This window comes from Corynebacterium sp. CMW7794 (genome assembly GCF_001563605.1).
In the GTDB taxonomy this organism is placed as follows: Bacteria; Actinomycetota; Actinomycetes; order Mycobacteriales; family Mycobacteriaceae; genus Corynebacterium; species Corynebacterium phoceense.
Genome location: NZ_KQ961708.1, coordinates 20,191 through 39,786 on the forward strand (window position 1 = coordinate 20,191; position 19,596 = coordinate 39,786).

18 protein-coding genes and 1 tRNA gene are annotated in these 19,596 nt (G+C 63.3%); 13 read left to right on the forward strand and 6 right to left on the reverse strand.

Translation table 11 applies throughout. The annotated features are described in order from the left end of the window. Positions 1–2: 2 nt before the first annotated feature. Complete coding sequence (gene purF / locus HMPREF3227_RS00830; RefSeq protein ID WP_082723263.1) at positions 3–1,532, forward strand: amidophosphoribosyltransferase; 1,530 nt, start codon at positions 3–5, stop codon at positions 1,530–1,532. 36 nt (positions 1,533–1,568) lie between these two features. After that, positions 1,569–2,663: a phosphoribosylformylglycinamidine cyclo-ligase gene (purM, locus tag HMPREF3227_RS00835; RefSeq protein WP_066490255.1), complete on the forward strand. Its 1,095-nt coding sequence runs from the start codon at positions 1,569–1,571 to the stop codon at positions 2,661–2,663. Positions 2,664–3,008: 345 nt separating this feature from the next. Here purM and HMPREF3227_RS00840 read toward each other — a convergent pair whose 3' ends face one another. Beyond that, positions 3,009–3,242, reverse strand: coding sequence for a DUF3073 domain-containing protein (locus HMPREF3227_RS00840; RefSeq protein WP_181734566.1), 234 nt, complete (start codon positions 3,240–3,242; stop codon positions 3,009–3,011). Positions 3,243–3,388: 146 nt separating this feature from the next. Then, complete coding sequence (locus HMPREF3227_RS00845; RefSeq protein ID WP_066490266.1) at positions 3,389–4,486, reverse strand: CAF17-like 4Fe-4S cluster assembly/insertion protein YgfZ; 1,098 nt, start codon at positions 4,484–4,486, stop codon at positions 3,389–3,391. 30 nt (positions 4,487–4,516) lie between these two features. Here HMPREF3227_RS00845 and HMPREF3227_RS00850 point away from each other — a divergent pair, with 30 nt between their 5' ends. Continuing rightward, entirely contained in the window at positions 4,517–5,350 is an 834-nt protein-coding gene (locus HMPREF3227_RS00850) for an aminodeoxychorismate lyase (protein ID WP_066509511.1), read from the forward strand. Positions 5,351–5,354: 4 nt separating this feature from the next. On the opposite strand, the gene HMPREF3227_RS00855 is transcribed toward HMPREF3227_RS00850, so the two are convergent. Then, positions 5,355–6,014: a heme-binding beta-barrel domain-containing protein gene (locus HMPREF3227_RS00855; RefSeq protein WP_066490277.1), complete on the reverse strand. Its 660-nt coding sequence runs from the start codon at positions 6,012–6,014 to the stop codon at positions 5,355–5,357. A gap of 38 nt (positions 6,015–6,052) precedes the next feature. On the opposite strand from HMPREF3227_RS00855, the gene HMPREF3227_RS00860 reads away from it, so the two are divergent. After that, positions 6,053–7,036 carry a diacylglycerol/lipid kinase family protein gene (locus HMPREF3227_RS00860; RefSeq protein ID WP_070540263.1) on the forward strand — a complete coding sequence of 328 codons (984 nt, stop codon included), beginning with the start codon at positions 6,053–6,055 and terminating at the stop codon, positions 7,034–7,036. On the opposite strand, the gene HMPREF3227_RS00865 is transcribed toward HMPREF3227_RS00860, so the two are convergent. Then, positions 7,033–7,785, reverse strand: coding sequence for an LmeA family phospholipid-binding protein (locus HMPREF3227_RS00865; protein WP_066490278.1), 753 nt, complete (start codon positions 7,783–7,785; stop codon positions 7,033–7,035). The genes HMPREF3227_RS00860 and HMPREF3227_RS00865 overlap by 4 nt on opposite strands. A 46-nt stretch (positions 7,786–7,831) precedes the next feature. On the opposite strand from HMPREF3227_RS00865, the gene mshD reads away from it, so the two are divergent. The 6 genes from mshD to HMPREF3227_RS00895 all read left to right on the forward strand — a co-directional run bounded on the left by mshD (position 7,832) and on the right by HMPREF3227_RS00895 (position 14,204). Continuing rightward, a complete protein-coding gene (gene mshD, locus HMPREF3227_RS00870) occupies positions 7,832–8,773 on the forward strand; it encodes a mycothiol synthase (protein ID WP_066509513.1) in 942 nt (313 codons plus the stop codon). A 187-nt stretch (positions 8,774–8,960) separates the two neighbouring features. Continuing rightward, positions 8,961–10,070 carry a phosphate ABC transporter substrate-binding protein PstS gene (gene pstS / locus HMPREF3227_RS00875; protein WP_066490280.1) on the forward strand — a complete coding sequence of 370 codons (1,110 nt, stop codon included), beginning with the start codon at positions 8,961–8,963 and terminating at the stop codon, positions 10,068–10,070. A 196-nt stretch (positions 10,071–10,266) separates the two neighbouring features. Next, positions 10,267–11,313, forward strand: a complete 1,047-nt coding sequence (pstC, locus tag HMPREF3227_RS00880) for a phosphate ABC transporter permease subunit PstC (protein WP_066509515.1) — start codon at positions 10,267–10,269, stop codon at positions 11,311–11,313. 13 nt (positions 11,314–11,326) lie between these two features. Next, the gene (gene pstA / locus HMPREF3227_RS00885; protein WP_066490290.1) at positions 11,327–12,235 is read left to right on the forward strand and encodes a phosphate ABC transporter permease PstA; all 909 of its coding nucleotides are present in this window, start codon (positions 11,327–11,329) and stop codon (positions 12,233–12,235) included. 42 nt (positions 12,236–12,277) lie between these two features. Further along, positions 12,278–13,051 carry a phosphate ABC transporter ATP-binding protein PstB gene (gene pstB, locus HMPREF3227_RS00890; protein WP_066490292.1) on the forward strand — a complete coding sequence of 258 codons (774 nt, stop codon included), beginning with the start codon at positions 12,278–12,280 and terminating at the stop codon, positions 13,049–13,051. Between the two features lie 103 nt (positions 13,052–13,154). Then, positions 13,155–14,204: a cytochrome P450 gene (locus tag HMPREF3227_RS00895; protein WP_066509519.1), complete on the forward strand. Its 1,050-nt coding sequence runs from the start codon at positions 13,155–13,157 to the stop codon at positions 14,202–14,204. Positions 14,205–14,236: 32 nt separating this feature from the next. Here the strand turns inward: HMPREF3227_RS00895 and phoU are convergent, their stop codons facing one another. Further along, positions 14,237–14,965 (reverse strand): phosphate signaling complex protein PhoU, encoded by a 729-nt coding sequence (gene phoU / locus HMPREF3227_RS00900; RefSeq protein ID WP_066490302.1) that lies wholly within the window; start codon positions 14,963–14,965, stop codon positions 14,237–14,239. A gap of 265 nt (positions 14,966–15,230) precedes the next feature. Beyond that, a complete protein-coding gene (dusB, locus tag HMPREF3227_RS00905) occupies positions 15,231–16,373 on the reverse strand; it encodes a tRNA dihydrouridine synthase DusB (protein ID WP_066509521.1) in 1,143 nt (380 codons plus the stop codon). Between the two features lie 125 nt (positions 16,374–16,498). On the opposite strand from dusB, the gene HMPREF3227_RS00910 reads away from it, so the two are divergent. The 3 genes from HMPREF3227_RS00910 to HMPREF3227_RS00920 all read left to right on the forward strand — a co-directional run bounded on the left by HMPREF3227_RS00910 (position 16,499) and on the right by HMPREF3227_RS00920 (position 19,582). Beyond that, positions 16,499–17,995: a succinate CoA transferase gene (locus HMPREF3227_RS00910; protein ID WP_066490313.1), complete on the forward strand. Its 1,497-nt coding sequence runs from the start codon at positions 16,499–16,501 to the stop codon at positions 17,993–17,995. A 92-nt stretch (positions 17,996–18,087) separates the two neighbouring features. Continuing rightward, positions 18,088–18,160 (forward strand) — tRNA-Lys (locus HMPREF3227_RS00915). 189 nt (positions 18,161–18,349) lie between these two features. After that, complete coding sequence (locus tag HMPREF3227_RS00920) at positions 18,350–19,582, forward strand: tyrosine-type recombinase/integrase (protein WP_066509525.1); 1,233 nt, start codon at positions 18,350–18,352, stop codon at positions 19,580–19,582. Positions 19,583–19,596 lie beyond the last annotated feature (14 nt).

Genomic DNA, 19,596 nt, shown 5'->3' on the forward strand with positions numbered 1-19,596 from the left:
GGATGGGGCGCGTGATTAACCCTGCGCATGCTGCTGTCACTACCCACCCCGCCCCACTGACCGATCTTGACGATCAGGGGGAGACTGAACCGCGCGAGGAGTGCGGCGTCTTCGGCGTTTGGGCACCGGGGGAGGACGTCTCCACTCTCACGTACTTCGGCCTCTTCGCCCTCCAACATCGTGGCCAGGAAGCCGCCGGCATTGGCGTCGGCGACGGCGAGCGAATCGTCGTATTCAAAGACATGGGCCTCGTCGCCAATATTTTTGATGAATCCATCCTGGGCTCGCTCAAGGGCAACGTCGCCGTGGGACACACGCGCTACTCCACGGCGGGCGGCAAGGAATGGTCGAACGTCCAGCCGATGTTTGAGACGTCCTCGTCCGGCGTGGACATTGCGCTGTGCCACAACGGCAACCTCGTTAACTACCTCGAGCTGCGTGCCGAGGTCGTGGAGAAGGGCTTGATTAAGCCCACGCAGGAATCGGTCTCGGACTCCATGTGCTTGTCCATGCTGCTTGCCGAAGGCGTAGATGAAAACACCTCTGTCTTCGACTCCGCTCGTGCGCTGCTGCCGCGCGTTAAGGGTGCTTTCTCTCTCACCTTTACCGATGGCCACACGCTGTACGCCGCGCGCGACCCGCATGGCGTGCGCCCGCTCGTCATAGGCCGCCTAGAGAAGGGCTGGGTCGTCGCGTCTGAGACCTGTGCGCTCGACATCGTGGGCGCCCAGTTCCTCCGCGAGGTCGAGCCTGGCGAGCTCATCTCCATCGACGAGGCCGGCATCCGCTCCGAGACCTTCGCCGAGCCCACCCGCCACGGCTGCGTCTTCGAGTACGTCTACCTGGCACGCCCCGACACACAGATTAAGGGCCGCTCCGTCAACGCCGCCCGCGTGGACATCGGCCGTCGCCTCGCGCGCTCGTGCCCGGCCGACGGCGCCGACATGGTCATTCCGGTGCCCGAGTCCGGCAACCCCGCCGCCGTGGGCTACGCCCGCGAGTCCGGCATCACCTTTGCCCACGGCCTGGTGAAGAACGCCTACGTGGGCCGTACCTTCATTCAGCCCACGCAAACGCAGCGCCAGCTCGGCATCCGCCTCAAGCTCAACCCGCTGCGCGAGGTCATCAAGGGCAAGAAGCTCGTGGTCGTCGACGACTCCATCGTCCGCGGCAACACGCAGCGCGCCCTTATTCGCATGCTCCGGGAGGCCGGCGCCGCCGAGGTCCACGTGCGTATCGCGTCCCCGCCGGTGAAGTGGCCGTGCTTCTACGGCATTGACTTCGCCTCGCCTGCGGAGCTCATCGCGAATGCCACGCCGTCCGATGACCCGGAGACCGTCGCCGACGTTATCCGTGAAGCCATCGGCGCGGACTCCCTGGGTTTCGTGTCCGTCGACGACATGGTCGGCGCGACCGAGCAGCCCGGCATGGAGCTGTGCACTGCGTGCTTCACCGGCAACTACCCCCTGGGCCTGCCAGCGGGCAACCCCAATGCCGAGGCCGTGCGTAAACTTCAAGGCACCGACGCCTAAACCCCTTCCGACCGACTTTTAAGGAATCCCACCGCGATGTCTGAAAACCCCACCGCTTCCTCTGAGACCGCCGCCGAGAACTCCGGCACCACGTACGCCGCTGCCGGCGTGAGCATCGAAGAGGGCGACCGCGCCGTTACCCTCTTCGCCCCGCACGCCAAGCGCGCCACCCGCCCGGAGGTCATGGGCGGCCTCGGCGGTTTTGCCGGCCTGTTCAAGCTGGGCGAGTACAAGGAGCCCATCCTCGCTGCCGGTTCGGACGGTGTGGGCACGAAGCTCGCCGTCGCCCAGGCGATGGACAAGCACGACACCATCGGCATCGACCTGGTCGCCATGTGCGTCGATGACCTCGTGGTCTGCGGAGCCGAGCCGCTCTTCCTCCAGGACTACATTGCGGTGGGCAAGGTCGTTCCGGAGAAGGTCGCCGAGGTCGTCAAGGGCATCGCCGAAGGCTGCGTCCAGGCAGGCTGCGCTCTGCTCGGCGGTGAGACCGCGGAGCACCCCGGCGTCATGGACCCAGAAGAGTACGACGTCTCCGCCACGGCCGTGGGCGTCGTCGAGGCTGATGGCCTCCTTGGCCCGGACAAGGTCCGCGATGGAGACGTGCTCATCGCCATGGGCTCCTCTGGACTGCACTCCAACGGCTACTCGCTGGCCCGCTACGTCCTCCTCGAACAGGCGGGCCTGCCGCTCGACGGCCACGTGGAAGAGCTCGGCCGCCCCCTCGGCGAGGAACTCCTTGAGCCGACCAAGATCTACGCGCTGGACTGCTTGGCGCTCGCCGCCGAGTGCCAGGTCTCCACGTTCTGCCACGTCACCGGCGGCGGTCTCGCGGGCAACCTCGAGCGCGTCATCCCGGAGGGACTCACCGCTGAGGTCAACCGCGCGACCTGGACCCCGGCCCAGATCTTCCGCACCATCGCCTCCGTGGGCAAGATCGCCCTGTCCGAGATGGAGAAGACTTTCAACATGGGCGTCGGCATGATCGCCGTCGTCTCCCCGGAGGACCGCGACCGCGCCCTGGCCATGCTCACCGCCCGCCACCTCGACGCCTGGGAGCTCGGCACCATCCGCGAGTCCGGCGGCGACGAGCCGCGCGTCATCATGCAGGGCGAGCACCCGAACTTCTAAGTTCGCGCCTCAGACACACGCCGCCCGTGCCGCATCGGCAGGGCGGCGTTCGCGTGTCCGGTTCCTTGCGAAAATCGCGTCGGCTCATGCGGCGCGCGGAGAATTATCGCAAGGAACGAGCTGGTGGAATGCGCCTGTGCGTCGCGTGGAAACGGTGTCGCGGATTTCACGACAACGAAGGCTCAGATTTCCGTGGTTTATGGGGCCTTCGTTGTTCTGAAGTCCGCCGCGCGCCGCGCGCCGGACGGACGAAGCGCAGACAGCGTCGTGACGGACACGGTCAGGATGGGGACACGCAAAAATCCGCCGCCGGGCGGGCCGGCGGCGGAATAAGAGTCTTAGGACTTAGCGCTTGTCCGAAGAGTCGGTGTCATCCTCAACGTCGTCTTCATCGTCATACTCGTCGATGTAGTCGGCGTATTTGTCTTCGTAGTCCACCTCGTCTTCGTCATCCCAGTCGTTGCGCGGCTTCTGAGCGGCGAGCTCGCGCTGGAGCGAGTCCAAATCCATCTCAGGTGAGTTGTACTTCAGCTGGCGTGCAACCTTGGTCTGCTTCGCCTTCGCGCGTCCGCGTCCCATGTGCATGACCCCCTTGAGGTGTGTGTAGGCATTCCAGGGAAGTTCGGATGCCCCATCGAATTTCAATAACAGTATGGTCCTGTTAGACACAATAGCCTGTGTGCCGAAAAAATTCCGCACCGCCCCCTGTTACAGGGCAAAGAAGGCTAGCGGCCGCGCAATTTCTCCACCGCGGCGCGGCCAGCCTTGGGGCCCTCATCCGTGGGGATGGACTCTGGCTCGACGCTCGCGGCGACGTTCGCCTCGCCGCGCAGCGGGCCGGTGACGAGATCGGTGCCCGTGAGTGCAGAACGCTTGACCAAGCCGAGGGCGATGGGGCCGAAGTCACAGTCGTCGACGACGGTGCCCAGGCGGCCCACGCGGCGCCCACCGGGGCCGGACAGGATATCGGCGCCCGGCTCGGGGCGGTCCGGCGCGGAGCCATCGAGGTACAAAAGGACGAGCAAGCGCGGCGAGCGACCGAGGTTCTCCACGCGGGCGACGGTCTCCTGGCCGCGGTAGCAGCCCTTGTTGAGGTGGACGGCGCCGGGGTGTTCGCCGCGGCCGATCCACTGGGGAACCTCGTGGGCGATCGCCTTATCGTCGAGGTCAGCGGCCAGTTCCGGCTCGCGGGCGCGGACGCGCTCGGCGGTAAACGCCATGAGTCCAGCCAGGTGGGCGCCGGCGGCTTCGAGGGCCTCGACCGCGTCGACCAGTTCGGCCCGCAGGACGGCGAGATCGCGGCGCGGGGCGCCGAGCCAGTCCACGGTGCGATCAAAGACGACGCCCGCGGCGGCCGCGTCGAAGCCGTCTACCGGCTTGCCGAGCAGCGTGAGGATCGCAAGGTCCGCCTCGGCCACCTCGACCTGGGACCAGAAGATCATCTTCGTGAGGTAATCGCGCAGCGACTCGAACTGCGCGTCGGGCACGTCGAGGTAGATCTCGGTAGGGGAGACGACGGCCACGTCTGCGGCGTGGAGGATATGCCCCTGGATGTCGAAGTCGAGGGCGGACGCGGCGAAGCCCGAGGGGGCATCGTCAAGCTTTTGGGAGAGCAAATTATTAAGGAATACCGCGGCTTCGGGGCCAGTGACGGCGAGCACGCGGCGCTGCGAGCGGTCGATGACGGCGGTGCCGTTTTCGACGTAGCGTTGCTCCACGAGGGGATCGCCATAATGCCAGGCCACGCCCTCTTTATCGAGGAGGCTGTCCCCTTGGAAAGCGGCAGCGCGGGGACGGTCAAGCAACGGCGAAACGTAGGTCATGGATCCCCATCGTAGGGCATAATTGAAGTCATGAGTATTGCGCCTGTCATCTACGTCATCGAGCCTTTCGGCGGGTCTATTCGCCGCCATAACGCGAACCTTCCGCTGCTCTTTGCCGACGATCTGGGCGTCACGCGTGGTGACGGCATCTTTGAGGCCATGCGCGTTGAGGGCGGACAGGCTCACAACATGGAACGCCACCTCGAGCGGTTCCGGCGCTCGGCCGAGGCGCTCGACCTGCCGCTGCCCACGCCCGAGAAGTGGCAGGAGGCCACGAAGGCCGCACTCGAGGAGTGGGGCGAGGCCGAGGGCAAGTGCACGTGGACGCTCACGCGCGGGCGCGCGTCGACGAGCATTCCCACTGGTTGGGTCGCGGTCGAGGGCATTGACGCGGAGACGCTGCGTGAGCGTGAGAAGGGTGTTAAGGCCATCACCATGGAGCGTACGTGGCAGCTGCCCACGGAGTTCCCGGCGAAGACGGTGAACTACGCCGCGACGATGGCGGCGCTGCGCTACGCCAAAAAGCAGGGCGCGCAGGACGTCATTTACCTCAACGGCGCAGGACTCGTGCTGGAGGGCTCCCGCTCGTCGGTCGTGACGACCAAGGGACGCAAGCTGCGCACGCCCGCGGCGCCGGGAATTTTGCCGGGCACGACGCAAGCTGCCATCTTCGCCCGCGCGGAGGCAGACGGCTGGCGCTGTAAACGCAAAGAAATGAACGTTGACTACCTGCTGGGGGCGGACTCGGTGTGGCTCGTCTCCTCGACGCGCGGGCCGGTGCGCGTGACGCACCTGAACGGACAAAAGCTCCCGAAACCCGCCAATGTGGAGGAGATTCGGGAGCTGATGCGGTCCGCGCTCTAATGCTTTAGCCCGCGATGCGCTTGAGCTCCGCCGACATGTAGGGGCGCATCTCGCCGTCGACCATGCGCTCGTCGACCCAGCCCAGGTTGTTATTCGGCATGAGGCCGTACATGCGCTTGCCGGGGCCGAGGTTCTTCGGGCCGGTCTCCGTGACCATGGTGGACGCGGACTGGAGGGACCAGGCGCGCTCGTTAAAGGGCTCGCCGTAGAAGATTTCCACGATGCCGTTATTCGAGGTGTAGGTCATTTCGATCTCGTCCTTGGGGGAGATGCGCCAGAAGCCGGACTCGCGTACATCGGGGCCTACCGGCTTGCCCTCGGAGTCGATCTTCCACGTGCGAGAGGTGTAGGTCAGGTAGTGCTCGCCGTCGTGGGCGATAACGAGCTGCTGGCCGAACGTGTACTGATCGCCGTTCGAATCGTGAGCCTGGCCCTCGCCCTGCCACACGCCGACCAAGGGGAGAAGTCCCAGCAGCGCGTCGTGGAGGGACGGGCCCTGGCGCAGGTTCGCCGTGTCATCGGGAACCGGGACCTCGTCGAGGCCGACGGCCGGAATATTGCGGGAGGCGGCGTCTTTCCAATCCTCCGCGGCGCGATTGACGGCCTCGTTGCCGTCCAGCTTGTTGGGATCGTTTTCGGGGTGGGATGCGTTTCGTTCAGACATGCCCATCAGCCTACCGTTTAGCGCTAGGCTAGAAACCCATGCGAGCCTTGCTCATCACCAACCCGAATTCGACCAGTCAGAGCGAACTTATGCTTCGGCAGGTCTACGCCCGCCTGCGCGAGGTCCCTGACCTGCATCTTCTGGTGCGGCAGAGTCACTATCCGGGACACGCGGCGGAGATGGTGTCCACCCTCACGCGCGCCGAGTGCGACGTGGTGATCGCTGTCGGCGGAGACGGCACCGTCAATGAAATCGTGGGCGGGCTTCTGGGATCGCCCAAGAACCCGCGCCCAGCCGAGGAGGTCCCGGTGCTCGCCGTCATCCCGGCGGGCTCGGCCAATGTCTTCGCCCGGGCTTTGGGCTTTCCCGCAGAGCCTGCCGATGCCGCCCAAACCCTCGCCGAGTGCATGCTCTACGACCTGCGCCGCACCATCCGCCTGGGCACGTGGGAGTCTCTCGGAGCAGACGGTGAGGCCGAGCCAGACGAGGCGCGATGGTTTGCCGTCAACGCTGGTTTTGGACTCGACGCAGACGTTCTCCACGCCGTGGACAAGGCGCGTGCGAAAGGACTTGCGGCGACGCCGCTGCGCTACCTGCGCGCGACGCTGCGCGGTTGGGCGCGTGCGCGCGTGCGCCCGCCGCACATTGATGTCCACGCCAAGGCAGGGGAGCGCACGCTCGAGCTGCGGGGCGCGCAGCTCATTTTTGCGTCGAATACCAACCCGTGGACGTTCCTCGGGCCGCTGCCCGTCGTGACGAACCCCCGTAACTCCTTCGATAAGGGCCTGGGGGTCTTCGGGCTGACGGATATTGGGGGCATCGGCGGCTTCGCGGGCTTGCTGCACCTCTTTGGGGCGTACCGGCTTGCGCGTGGCCGCGTGATCCAATTCGATGACGCGGAATGGGTGGAGCTGGGCGTGCCTGGCCTGCACCGCTTCCAAGCGGACGGCGAGTCCGAAGGCAAACTCGAGCACGTGCGGCTGCGTTCTATCCCCGACGCGCTTGAGGTCTATTCGCCTTAGCTCGTGATCTGTTTGCCGTCCTTGTCGTAGTCCCCGTCGATTTCCAGCGGAGAGAGGAGATCGAGGTGGAGCTCGACGTTGCGGCGCTGGACCTCCACGTTGATGGTGCCGCCACGCAGCGAGACCTTCGTCGCCTGGGCCGGCAGCGGCAGGCGACGCGTGTCGAGTTCCAGATAGAACGCGTCGTGGACGTGGCCTTCTGGCGCGTCGATGGGCCGCATATAGAACATGGGGCCTTCGAGACGCAGCTCTACCTGAACCGTCGTGGGCAACTCGTCGCCGGGGATGGTGCCCGTGAGCTCGGCTTCTGCGGAATTGCCGCCGGAGGGCGAGATATTATTCGGGTTGTTGATATTGAGATCCGTCATGCCCAGCAGGCGGCCGAGCGCCACGCCGTCGAGGCTCAGGCTGCGCGAGAGTGTGGAGGCCACCGCGCCGTCATAGTCCCCGGTCCATACCTGTTGCGGGGTGATGTGCACGTCGCGCAGGGTGGTTTGCGCGTTGACCATGCCTAGCTGTGGCACTTCGACGTCGGAGGAACGCACCTCGAGCAGCGGCACGGTGCCCGTGACCGCCGCGGCGACGTAGGGAAGCCCTCCGATATAGACGTCCGGCGGGGTCTCGAGTCGCGTGAGCTCTTCCACGCGTTCGGACACGGCGTGTTCCGCGTGCATGGCTACGGCGGAGTCCGCTAGCCAGAGCGCTCCCACGCAGCCCACCGCGACACCCGCGGCTTTCAGTGCCTTCATGGTTCTATTTCTACCGCACGCACCCGCGCGTCACTAAGGTGGGGGCATGAGCTTGAACCAGGACACCCTTGATCAGATCCATGCCGTCCTCGACGCCGCCCGCACGAACGATGGCGTGGCACCTTTCTCTGAGCAGTATCTGTTGGGGCTGAGCGATGAACGCCTGGGCCACCAGCACTTCGTGCATAGCGAGAATGGCCAGGTCGGCGCGCTCATTGCGCTTGATGGGGAGTCCGCAGAGCTCGTTGTAGCTCCGAACTTCCGGCGGCGCGGCATTGGCTCGGCCTTGCTTGCCGATGCCGCCCGCTCGCTCGACGCTGGCTCCTCCCTCCAGGTGTGGGCACACGGTAATCTCCCGGCGGCACAGGCCTTCGCGCAGGCCCAGGGGCTCAGCGTCGTGCGGCGCTTGCTCGTCATGGCTGTCGAGGGCGAAGCGTTGCGCGCGGCCGCAACGGTTCCTTCTGCCGAAGGATTTGAGGTCCTCAACTATGAGGAGTCGGTGGCGCGCTGGGGCGCGGACGCGGTGGACGCGGCATGGGTGGCGGCAAATAATGAAGCCTTCTCGTGGCACCCCGAACAAGGCGGCTGGGATGTCGCGCGCTTGCGCCGCGGCATGGAGGCTGAATGGTTCGATGAGAAGGACGTAATTCTATTCTGGGACACGTCTACAAATGTGACTGGCGTTACGAATGGGGGCAGTGATAATACCCCCAGCCTGGCTGGATTCCACTGGACCAAGTGGCACACGGAAGACGTTGAGGACGGCGGCGAGGCCTTTGGTGAGGTCTATGTCGTGGGGTTGGCGAATGCCTATCGCGGACGTGGGTTGGGGGCACCGCTCCTCCATGCAGGGCTACACCGAATGGTGGAAAAGGGCGCGCGACGTGTGATTTTGTATGTCGAGTCCGATAATGAACCGGCAGTGCGGGCCTACGAAAATTTGGGTTTCGGGGTGGCCGAGGAGCACGCCGTGTATCAGCAGCAATGATTTTCATTAATCAACGGTGATAACTGTTTACCTTGTGTTCACTGAAAGTGACCTTTTCGGTTAACCCAGGCTCGTTAGGTTATGTCGCTGTGAGCTCGTGGCCCCCGCCAAAGAATGAAAAAGGGTGGTCATCCAGGCTCCCCAATGACCTCTTTCGAATCTGCTCTACATAACTGGAAGGTTTCCCGTGATTCGCAACTTCAAGCGCACCGCAGCTATCTTCGGCCTGATCGCCGCTTCCTCCACCGCTCTGGTGGCTTGCTCCGAGTCTTCTGACTCCGGTTCCTCCGACTCTGCTCAGGGCGACTCTTCCGTCTCCGGCACCCTGGTCGGCGAGGGAGCTTCCTCCCAGCAGAACGCCATGTCCGTGTTCCAGAAGGCCTTCATCGAGAAGTATCCGGACGCTGACCTGTCCTACACCGCTTCCGGTTCCGGCGCCGGCGTTGAGGCCTTCATCAACGGCACCGCCACCTTCGCTGGTTCTGACTCCCCGCTCGATGAGGAGGATGGCGAGGTCACCTCGGCTAACGAGCGTTGCGGCGGCAACGACGCATGGCACCTGCCGTCCACCATCGGCCCGGTTGCTATCGCTTACCACCTCGAGGGTGTCGACCAGACGGTCAACCTCACCACCGAGTCCATCGCCAAGATCTTCAAGGGCGAGATCAAGAAGTGGAACGACCCGGCTATTGCTGACGCCAACGAGGGTGTCGAGCTTCCGGACAAGGACATCACCGTCGTCTTCCGTTCTGACGAGTCTGGTACCTCGGACAACTTCCAGAAGTTCCTCAAGGCTGCTACCGGCGAGTGGGACTCCAAGGGCAAGCAGTTCCCGGATGCCGTCGGTGAGGGTGCTAACGGCTCTTCCGGCGTTGCTGACCAGGTTGCTTCCATCGACGGTGCTATCACCTACGTCGAGGCTGGCTTCGCTAAGCAGAAGGAGAACGTCTCCACCGCTGCTATCGACTTCGGTCATGGCCCGGTCGAGCTGTCCAACGACTCCGTCGCCAAGGCTCTGGACAACCTGGCCTTCAAGGAGACCAACTCCGAGCACGACATGGTCGTCGACGCGGACGCGCTCTTCTCCTCTGACGCTGAGGGTGCTTACCCGCTCATCCTCACCACCTACAACATCGTCTGCTCCGCTGGTTACGACGAGTCCGAGGCCGCCCTGGTCAAGGCCTTCTTCGAGACTGTCCTGGACAACCAGTCCACCGAGCTCGAGGACGCTGGCTTCATCCCGGTCTCTGGTGCTCACCTGGACCGCCTGAAGGCTGCTGTCGAGGCTCTCGCTTAAGAGTTTCGCCCGTGAGGGTCGCTCGCTTCGGGTGACCTTCGCCGCGTCGCGCCGTGTTCGGCGCCGCGCATGCTGCCCCCAAACCGTTGCACAAACGTTTGGGGGTTATGGCATGTTTCCCAAAACTTTGCCGTTATAGCCCGCTGCGCGGGCGTAACACCCCTCGCACCCGCTAACTAAAGGATTTCGTAGTCTCATGGCAGACAACAACCTCACCACGGCGTCCACGCCCGAGGCGGAACCAACGACTGTCGCTCAGGCGACCGTTGCGAAGCCGACGAATGACGTGGTTACTGTAGACTCGGGCAAGGGCGTCCGTCGCCCTGGCGACCGTGTCTTTGAATTCCTGTCCACCGCGTCCGCGACGCTCATCACGGTGATGATTGCAGCCATCGCGCTGTTCCTCCTGTGGCGCGCCGTCCCGGCCCTCAACGTCAACGAGGGAGGAGTCGTTGGATTCTTCACCTACGGTGAGCGTTGGAATACGAGCGATACGGATGCTATGCAGTTCGGTATCCCCACGATGTTCGCGTCGACCGTTCTCATCTCGGTCCTCGCGCTTCTTATCGCCATGCCCATCGCGCTGGGTATTGCCATCTTCCTGTCGAACTATGCTCCGGCCCGCGCCGTAAAACCGCTCGGTTTTCTCGTCGATATGCTCGCGGCCGTGCCGTCCATCGTCTACGGTCTGTGGGGCTGGCAGGTCCTCGGACCCAAGCTCTCCGGGTTCTACACCTGGCTCGAGTCCTGGGCCGGCGGCTTCTTCCTGTTCAAGGTCTACGACAATTCGCCGTCTTTTGAGACCGGCCGCAATATATTCACGGGTGGCATCGTGCTCGCCGTCATGATTCTCCCGATTATCGCGGCGACCGCCCGCGAGGTCTTCGTGCAGACCCCTCCGGGCCAGATCGAGTCCGCGCTCGCACTCGGCGCGACCCGCTGGGAAGTCATCCGCATGACCGTCCTGCCGTTTGGTACCTCCGGCTACATCGCGGGCTCCATGCTCGGCCTCGGCCGCGCGCTCGGTGAGACGATGGCGCTGTACATGGTCGTCTCGCCGCTTATCGACTTCCGCTTCACGCTCTTCGACGGCGGTACGACGTTCGCGACGGCCATCGCCCTGGCCGCCGCCGAGTTTGGTAACGAGATGCGCGCTGGCGCCTACATCGCCGCCGGCCTCATGCTCTTCCTCCTGACCTTCCTGGTCAACGCCATTGCCCGTTCCATCGTGAATAAGAAGTAAGGAGGAGCCCAGCATGACTACAACTACTGCAATTCCGGTAAAAAACGGCTCTGCGTTCCAGCACATCTCCGGCTCCCGTAAGATCGCGAATAGCATTGCGACCGCCGTCGTGTGGGGCGCGATGATCATCGCGATGATCCCGCTCGTGTGGGTGCTGTGGGAGCTCATTGCCCGCGGCTCTGGCGTCATCTTCAGTCCTGAGTGGTGGACGACGTCCCAGCGCGGCATCATGAACACCGAGGCGGGCGGCGGTGCACTGCACGCCATCATCGGTACCTTCGTCCAGACCCTCTTCGCGACGCTCATCTCGGTGCCCATCGGCATCTTCACTGCCATCTACTTGGTGGAGTACTCCAAGGGCGGCTTCCTCGGCCGCATGACGACGTTCATGGTTGACATCCTCTCCGGTGTCCCGTCCATCGTCGCAGCGCTGTTCGTCTTCGCTATGTGGATCACGCTCTTCGGCTTCGACCGCTCCGGCTTCGCCGTGGCGCTTTCCCTCGTGCTCCTCATGATTCCGCTCGTGGTCCGTAACACGGAAGAAATGCTCCGCGTCGTGCCCATGGACCTGCGCGAGGCGTCCTACGCCCTCGGCGTCCCGAAGTGGAAGACCATTGCACGTATCGTCCTGCCCACGGCACTGTCCGGCATTGTCACCGGCATCATGCTCGCCGTCGCTCGCGTCATGGGCGAGTCCGCTCCGGTCCTCGTGTTGGTTGGCTCTTCGTCGTCTATCAACTGGGACTCCTTCAAGGGCCCGCAGTCCTCGCTGCCGCTCATGATGCTCGATATGTACAAGGCCGGCGCGCAGCCTGCCGTGCTCGACAAGCTCTGGGGCGCCGCGCTCACGCTGGTTATCCTCATCGCCGTCCTCAACGTCGCGGCCCGCTGGGTGTCTGCGAAGTTCTCCGTTAAGAAGTAAACCCGCCCCCAGACTTATCCACTCACAGGAGTAAAGACCCACATGTCCAAGCTTTCGCTCAACGACGTGAACATCTACTACGGCGATTTCCATGCCGTGCAGAACGTCAACATGCAGATTCCGGCCCAGGCCGTGACCGCCTTCATCGGCCCGTCCGGCTGCGGCAAGTCCACCGTGCTGCGCACTCTCAACCGTATGCACGAGGTCATCCCGGGCGCCTCCGTCAAGGGCGAGATCCTCCTTGACGGCGAGAACATCTACGGCTCCAAGGTCGACCCGGTGTCCGTGCGCAACACCATCGGCATGGTCTTCCAGAAGCCGAACCCGTTCCCCACGATGTCCATCGAGGAAAACGTTGTCGCTGGCCTCAAGCTGTCCGGCGAGAAGAACAAAAAGAAGCTCAAGGAAGTCGCCGAGCGTTCCCTGCGCGGCGCCAATCTCTGGGATGAGGTGAAGGACCGCCTGGACAAGCCGGGCGGCGGCCTCTCCGGTGGTCAGCAACAGCGTCTGTGCATCGCCCGTGCCATCGCGGTCGAGCCCGAGGTGCTCCTCATGGACGAGCCGTGCTCGGCTCTGGACCCGATTTCCACCCTCGCTGTGGAGGACCTCATCCACGAGCTCAAGGAGAATTTCACGATTGTCATCGTGACGCACAACATGCAGCAGGCAGCCCGTGTGTCCGATAAGACCGGCTTCTTCTCCCTCGAGGCCACCGGTAAGCCGGGTCACCTCGTTGAGTTCGATGACACGAAGAATATCTTCGAGAACCCGTCGAAGAAGGAGACCGAGGACTACATTTCCGGCCGCTTCGGCTAAGCCTCCCTCGCAACCGTTCTGCGCCCCAGGCAGCGGTTCCCTTGTGCTGATTCAGTTACATGGAACTGCCGTCCTGGGGTGTTTCTTTTATAGACTGGTCGGCATGACTGATCCCCGCGCTTTCGGCGACCACCAGCATTCCCTCGGCACCCAGCTCGTGCACACCGACGCGGAGGTGATCGTCGTGGGTCACGCCGCCGCACGCGAGATCGCGCTCGACCCGGCCTCCTATTCTTCTGGGGTGTCTGCGCACCTCCAGCTGCCCAACGGTCTCGATGGCGAGGAACACGCACGCTTCCGCACGCTGCTTGATATCTACCTCAATGCTGAGGTCGTGGCCGAGATGGATTTCCGCTCCGTCGCGCGTGACGTACTCGACCGCGCTGCGGATAGCCTCGACGCAGATCGCCTGGCAGCGCTCTTCAGCGTGCGCGCCATGCGGCACTGGCTGAGCTGGCCCGAGTCGCTAGAGGACCGTCTGCTGGATTGGGTTGCGGAGAACGCGCGCGCCGCGCGCTCGGGCGACCGCGCCTGGACGGCACGCGTCGCGGCGGAATACGACGAGATCATCACGGCCGCCCTCGAGGCCACTCCCGAGGGCTCCGTCACGTGGCATCTCGCGCACGACCACGGCCTTGAGCACGCTGAGATCGTCTCCATCCTGCGCAATTGGACGGCAGGGGACCTGGGCTCTATGGCCAAGTGCATTGGCGTCATTGTGCGTGCTCTCGCGGATAATGTGCCGCTCCAAGAGCGCCTGCGCGGCGGGGTGAGCCATATGGAGTTCGTTGCCATCGCGGACGAGCTGCTGCGTCTCGACGATCCCTTCGTCTCCAATCGCCGCGTGACCACTTGCCCGGTGCATGTGGCGGGGGAAGAGCTGGACGCCGGCACGCGTGTGCGGCTGCATTGGACTGCGGCCAACCGCGACCCCCACATGTTTAGGGGCTTTGATCCTGAAGGCCACGCCGCAGACAACCTGGTGTGGGGCGTGGGCGCGCATTATTGCCCGGGGAAGCCGTTATCTATGTACGAGCTTCACGCGTTCTTCGCGGAGCTGCTGCCGCGTTTCGACCTTGTGCCTTCCGGCGACGGCGAGCGTGACCTAGCCGGCGGCTGGGCCCGCACACCGGTTGTTTTGCGCGCTCGCTAAGGCGCGCCGATGGGGCGGCTGCGTGCCGCCGACTAGTTACGGAACTGCTTCGTGATGTCGGCGAAGCGTTCCTCGAAGTCCTCGGCGCGGGCTTCCTCATCCTTCTTCGCGAGGTAGCGCTCGGGGGCGAGTCCGGTGACGAGGAAGACGATGCGCGAGTTGACGCTCACGGCGTGGTCTGCGAAACGCTCGAAGAAGCGGGAGAGCAGTGCCATGTCGACCGCAGCGCGCGTGGACTCGGTCCACTCGCGTTGGGTGAGCACGGACATGAGGTGGCCATTGATGTCATCGACTGCGTCATCATCCTTGGCGGCCTGGATGGCGAGGTCAGGGTCTGGGGCGATGAGATTGTCACGCGTTTGCTCCAGGAGGTGAATGCACAAGCGTGTGTATTCCTCGAAGAAGCCACGGTAGGCGTCCGGAATGGCAGGTTCGGGATGGCGGCGGCGGGCGGCGGTCGCGATGTGCTTGGCGAGGTTGCCCATGCGGTAAAGGTCTTCCACGATGTAGATCGACGACACGACCTGGCGCAGATCCTTGCCCATGGGATTTTCGAGTGCGAGCAGGCTGACGGCGCGCTCCTCGCACCGAGCGCGGGTCTCCTCAAGATCGTCCTTGAGGGACAGGGCTTCTTCCGCCTTTTGGAGATCGGCGGTGAGCAGGCCAGATGAGGCCAGTTTCATCATTTGCTCGACGCCGTCACACATGCCAATGAGGTCGTGGGAGAAGTTGTCGAGATGTTCGCGGTATGCCGTACGCATGACTGTCATCCTATTACGCCATAGAAAGGATTGCACGGGAAAGGTGGGTCTACCCCCAAGAAATTTATGTCCAAAGAGGTAGGCGTAAGGAGGGGTATCGTCCATGTGGCCTACTAGGAGGTGCTGGAATTTACCTGCCGTTTACTCAATGATCATTTAAATAACCCGACGTGGCACGATTGTGCATGTGGTAAGGAGAATTACCTCGTGCGCACGGGGTGATAGTCGTTACGTGGGAGGGTGCTCGCACGGTAAGGCGGGGACCTTAACCGCCAGAATTCATAATGTCGGCGGCGTGGGGAACAGTGATGTCCTCCGGATCGTCGAGCCAGCCATCGGGCAGCGCGACCTTGGCGGGGGAGCCTTGGCGCCCGCGCGCACCGGCGGCATCGGCAGCCTTGGCCTCCGAGTCGGCCCAGGGTGAGAGGATCTCGCGCAACGCGTCGAGCGAAGTGACCTGGGCGAGCTTGGCCCGCACCTGGCCGCCCACGGGGAAGCCTCGCATGTACCAGCCGATGTGCTTGCGGATATCGCGCGCGGCGTGGTCTTCGCCGTCGTGCTCTGCCAGGAGCTCGGCATGACGGACGATAATGCGGGTGACCTCGCCGAGTGTGGGCTCGTCCGGGATGGGCTCGCCGCGCAGCTGGGCGGAAAGCTCCGCGAAGAGCCAGGGGCGGCCCAGGCAGCCGCGGCCGACCTGCACGCCGTCGCAGCCCGTAGCATCCATCATGCGCTGTGCGTCGTCAGCGCGGAAGATATCGCCGTTGCCGAGGACGGGGACCTCGTCGCCCAGGTGTTCCTTGAGGCGCGCGATCTCGTCCCAACGAGCGTCGCCGGAATAGCGCTGCGCGGCCGTGCGTCCGTGGAGGGTGACGGCTGCTGCGCCATTGTCGACAGCAATCCGGCCGGCGTCGAGGTGTGTGTGGTGCTCATCATCGATGCCCACGCGCATTTTTACCGTGACCGGTACGTCCGTGCCTTCGGTGGCCTTGACGGCCGCGGTGACAATGTTGCCAAAGAGCTGGCGCTTATAGGGCAGGGCTGAACCGCCACCACGGCGGGTGACCTTGGGCACGGGACAACCGAAGTTCATATCGATGTGGTCAGCGAGGTTGTCGTCGACGATCATCTTCGCGGCGCGGTAGGTGTACTCCGGATCCACGGTGTAGAGCTGGAGCGAGCGTGGGGTTTCCTGCGGTGCGAACTCGATCATGTGCATGGTCTTCTCGTTGCGCTCCACGAGGGCGCGGGCGGTAATCATCTCGCAGACATAGAGGCCGGAGACTGTTCCCGTGCGCGCGAGTTCCTGCTCGCGGCAGAGGGTGCGAAAAGCCATGTTTGTTACACCCGCCATGGGCGCGAGGATGACGGGGGAGGCTAATTCGAGGGGACCGATGCGCAAATTCACCCCCTAATTGTGCCTTTTTTCGCAGGTTATAGGCAAATGGTGAAATAATCCTACACCCTTAACAGATCTTCGCTATTGTGTTCCAGGTAACTAACATTCGGTTTTACACCACAGGAGGAATCGCCTTGTCCGAGCGTATCGGTTTCTATCAGGACCTCGTTGTTTCCGCTGAGGAAGCGGCTAAGTTCGTCAACCACGGCGACCGCGTCGGCATTTCCGGCTTCACCGGTGCTGGCTACCCGAAGGCCCTGCCCACTGCGATCGCAGAGAAGGCGAAGGCCGCTCACGCTGCTGGTGAAGAATTCCAGATCGACGTCTTCTCCGGTGCGTCCACCGCCCCGGACTGCGACGGCGTTCTCGCCGAGGCAGACGCCATTCGCTTCCGCTCCCCGTACAACTCCGATCCGGTGCTGCGCGGCAAGTTCAATGATGGTTCCGCCCTCTACCAGGACATTCACCTGTCCCACTCGGGCCAGCAGGTGGAGGAAGGCTTCTATGGTGACTTCCAGGTCGCCATCATTGAGGCCGTCCGCATCCTCGACAACGGCAACATCGTGCCGTCGTCGGCCGTGGGCAACAATCTCGAGTACATCGAAGCCGCAGAGCGCATCATCATCGAGGTCAACGAGTGGCAGTCTGAGCACCTCGAGGGCATGCACGACATCTACAAGATTGAAAAGCTGCCCAACCGCCAGCCGATTCCGATCACCAAGCCGGGCGACCGCGTGGGCACCACCTACATCGAGATTCCGCAGGAGAAGGTCGTCGCCGTCGTGAAGACCGACGCTCCGGACCGCAACGCCCCGTTCAAGGCGCCGGATGAGGTCTCGGAGAAGATCGCTGCGAACTTTATTAACTTCCTCGAGGGCGAGGTAGCTGCCGGTCGCTTGGCCTACGACCAGTTCATCATGCAGTCCGGCGTGGGTAACGTCCCGAACGCCGTTATGGCGGGCCTGCTCGACTCCAAGTTTGAGAATATCCAGGCCTACACCGAGGTTATCCAGGACGGCATGATTGACCTTATCGACGCCGGCAAGATGACCATGGCATCCGCAACCTCCTTCGCGCTGTCTCCGGAGTACGCGGACCGCATGAACGAAAAGGCGGAGAAGTACAAGGAGCACATCATCCTGCGTCCGCAGCAGATCTCCAACCATCCGGAGGTCATCCGCCGCGTAGGCCTCATTGCCTCCAACGGCATGATTGAGGCCGACATCTACGGCAACATCAACTCCACCAACGTGGGCGGCACTCGCATCATGAACGGCACCGGTGGCTCCGGCGACTTCACCCGCAACGCCTACATCTCCACGTTCGTCTCCCCGTCTGTGGCCAAGGATGGCGCCATCTCCGCTATCGTTCCGTTCGCGTCCCACATCGACCACACGGAGCACGACACGATGGTCATCATCACCGAGTACGGTGTTGCTGATTTGCGCGGCCTGGCTCCCAAGGAACGCGTGGAGAAGGTCATCTCCGTTGCTCACCCGGACTACCGCCCGCTGCTCGAGGAGTACTACGAGCGCGCAAAGCAGAACAAGTTCCAGCACACCCCGCACGATCTGAAGACGGCCTTCGACTTCCAGATCAACTTCGCGGAGAAGGGCGACATGCGCGGCTAATCCCTCGCATGGGCTGAGCGTAGGTCACCCTGGGGACTACCCCGGGGTGATTTCGCTTCCACACAACCTCACCGCTAAACTAGGTGGGCGTTGGGCCTTTAGCTCAGTTGGTAGAGCTACGGACTTTTAATCCGCAGGTCCCGGGTTCGAGCCCCGGAGGGCCCACAAGTTAGCATTTCCCCTGGTCGTGATTGACCGGGGGTTTTGTTGTATCTGCACTGGTTAGCGGCATTATGCTATCTTGCCAGCTGTGGTCAATAGTTGCCACAAAATGAAGCCACTAAGAGAAAATAGAGAGAAATTTCTCCCTCGTTCTCCCCGTGGCCCTACCTCTCACCACAACAGGGGACACCAATGGCTAAGAAGAAGCGGCAGCGCCGGGAGTTCGGGCGTGTGAGCAAAAAGGGCAAGCGTCTGTATGCGGACTATGTAGGCCCGGATGGGGCACGCCACAGCCCGGGGCACTCTTTCGCTAACGCCACGGATGCAGAGGGCTGGCTGTCCATAGAGCGGCGGCTGATTGACTCGGAGACGTGGACACCGCCCGCAGCGCGGCGCGCCGCTGCAGCGGCAGATGCGCAGGCGCAGCAGGCTAAGGCAATGACCGTGGGGGAACTCACGGAAGATTGGCTGTCTCGTGCCACAAACCTGCGGGAGACCACGATCCGCTCGCACCGTAAGCGCCTGGAGCTGCGCGCCTTTAATGAGAGCTACCCGGGCCGTCTGGATAGCCTGCGGGATGTGCCGGCCGTGGAAGTCGATAGGGCACGCGTGCGCTTGTGGGTGGAGCAGATGCTAGGCATTTGGCCACAGGGCAGCGACGGATACAGCACGTGCTACTACGCGCTAAAGCGACTCGTGACGGCGTTTAACTGGGCAAAGGATGAACTGCAGCTAATCGACGTGAACCCCACGGCGGGCGTGACGCTTCCTAAACCACAGACCCGCAACAGGGATGAACCGGTGTTCACCGCAGCGCAGGCGCAGACGCTGTGCGACTCGTTCCCGGCCTGGCTGGAGCACGCCCCGCTAATCCTGCTGTGGTGTGGCCTGCGTATTGGTGAAGCCCTGGAGTTGCGCGTGAAAGACGTAACGGGCCTGCGGCCCGGCGCGCCTATGACGTTGAAGATTCGCCGCGATATGCAGGACGTTGACCGGGCTGATGGTGGCAAGGAAGTGCTGATTAACTCTCTACCTAAGACGGAAGCGGGTAGGCGCGATGTGCTGGCCCCGGAGTGGGTGGCAGACGTGATCCGTAAGCATGTGGAAGATGCTGGCAAGGTTGACCCGGAAGCGTTGATTATTTCGCGGAAGAACGGCGGGCAGTTCACGCAGAACAATTTCCGTACTCACTATTTCAACCCGGCTAAGACGGCTGCAGGGCGCGGTGCTGATAGCTCGGTGCATTCGTGTAGGCGGTTCTATGGCACGCAGTTGGTGCGGCTTGTGATGCAGGGGGCGTTGTCGATGGAGGAAGCCCGCCGGTTGATGGGGCATGAGACCACGGCGCAGTTGATGGAGTATCAACGTGCGGAAGTGGGGTATCAACAGCGTGCGGCAGACTCGTTTGAGGTTACCCTCGTTTAGTGGACACCCTATTT

Coding starts and splice junctions, on each gene's coding strand:
- pstB (WP_066490292.1), top strand. CDS start 12,278: ATGTCCAAGCTTTCGCTCAACGACGTGAACATCTACTACGGCGATTTC.
- HMPREF3227_RS00855 (WP_066490277.1), bottom strand. CDS start 6,014: ATGTCTGAACGAAACGCATCCCACCCCGAAAACGATCCCAACAAGCTG.
- HMPREF3227_RS00865 (WP_066490278.1), bottom strand. CDS start 7,785: ATGAAGGCACTGAAAGCCGCGGGTGTCGCGGTGGGCTGCGTGGGAGCG.
- HMPREF3227_RS00850 (WP_066509511.1), top strand. CDS start 4,517: ATGAGTATTGCGCCTGTCATCTACGTCATCGAGCCTTTCGGCGGGTCT.
- HMPREF3227_RS00920 (WP_066509525.1), top strand. CDS start 18,350: ATGGCTAAGAAGAAGCGGCAGCGCCGGGAGTTCGGGCGTGTGAGCAAA.
- HMPREF3227_RS00845 (WP_066490266.1), bottom strand. CDS start 4,486: ATGACCTACGTTTCGCCGTTGCTTGACCGTCCCCGCGCTGCCGCTTTC.
- phoU (WP_066490302.1), bottom strand. CDS start 14,965: ATGCGTACGGCATACCGCGAACATCTCGACAACTTCTCCCACGACCTC.
- HMPREF3227_RS00840 (WP_181734566.1), bottom strand. CDS start 3,242: ATGGGACGCGGACGCGCGAAGGCGAAGCAGACCAAGGTTGCACGCCAG.
- pstC (WP_066509515.1), top strand. CDS start 10,267: ATGGCAGACAACAACCTCACCACGGCGTCCACGCCCGAGGCGGAACCA.
- mshD (WP_066509513.1), top strand. CDS start 7,832: ATGAGCTTGAACCAGGACACCCTTGATCAGATCCATGCCGTCCTCGAC.
- HMPREF3227_RS00895 (WP_066509519.1), top strand. CDS start 13,155: ATGACTGATCCCCGCGCTTTCGGCGACCACCAGCATTCCCTCGGCACC.
- HMPREF3227_RS00860 (WP_070540263.1), top strand. CDS start 6,053: ATGCGAGCCTTGCTCATCACCAACCCGAATTCGACCAGTCAGAGCGAA.
- pstA (WP_066490290.1), top strand. CDS start 11,327: ATGACTACAACTACTGCAATTCCGGTAAAAAACGGCTCTGCGTTCCAG.
- purF (WP_082723263.1), top strand. CDS start 3: ATGGGGCGCGTGATTAACCCTGCGCATGCTGCTGTCACTACCCACCCC.
- purM (WP_066490255.1), top strand. CDS start 1,569: ATGTCTGAAAACCCCACCGCTTCCTCTGAGACCGCCGCCGAGAACTCC.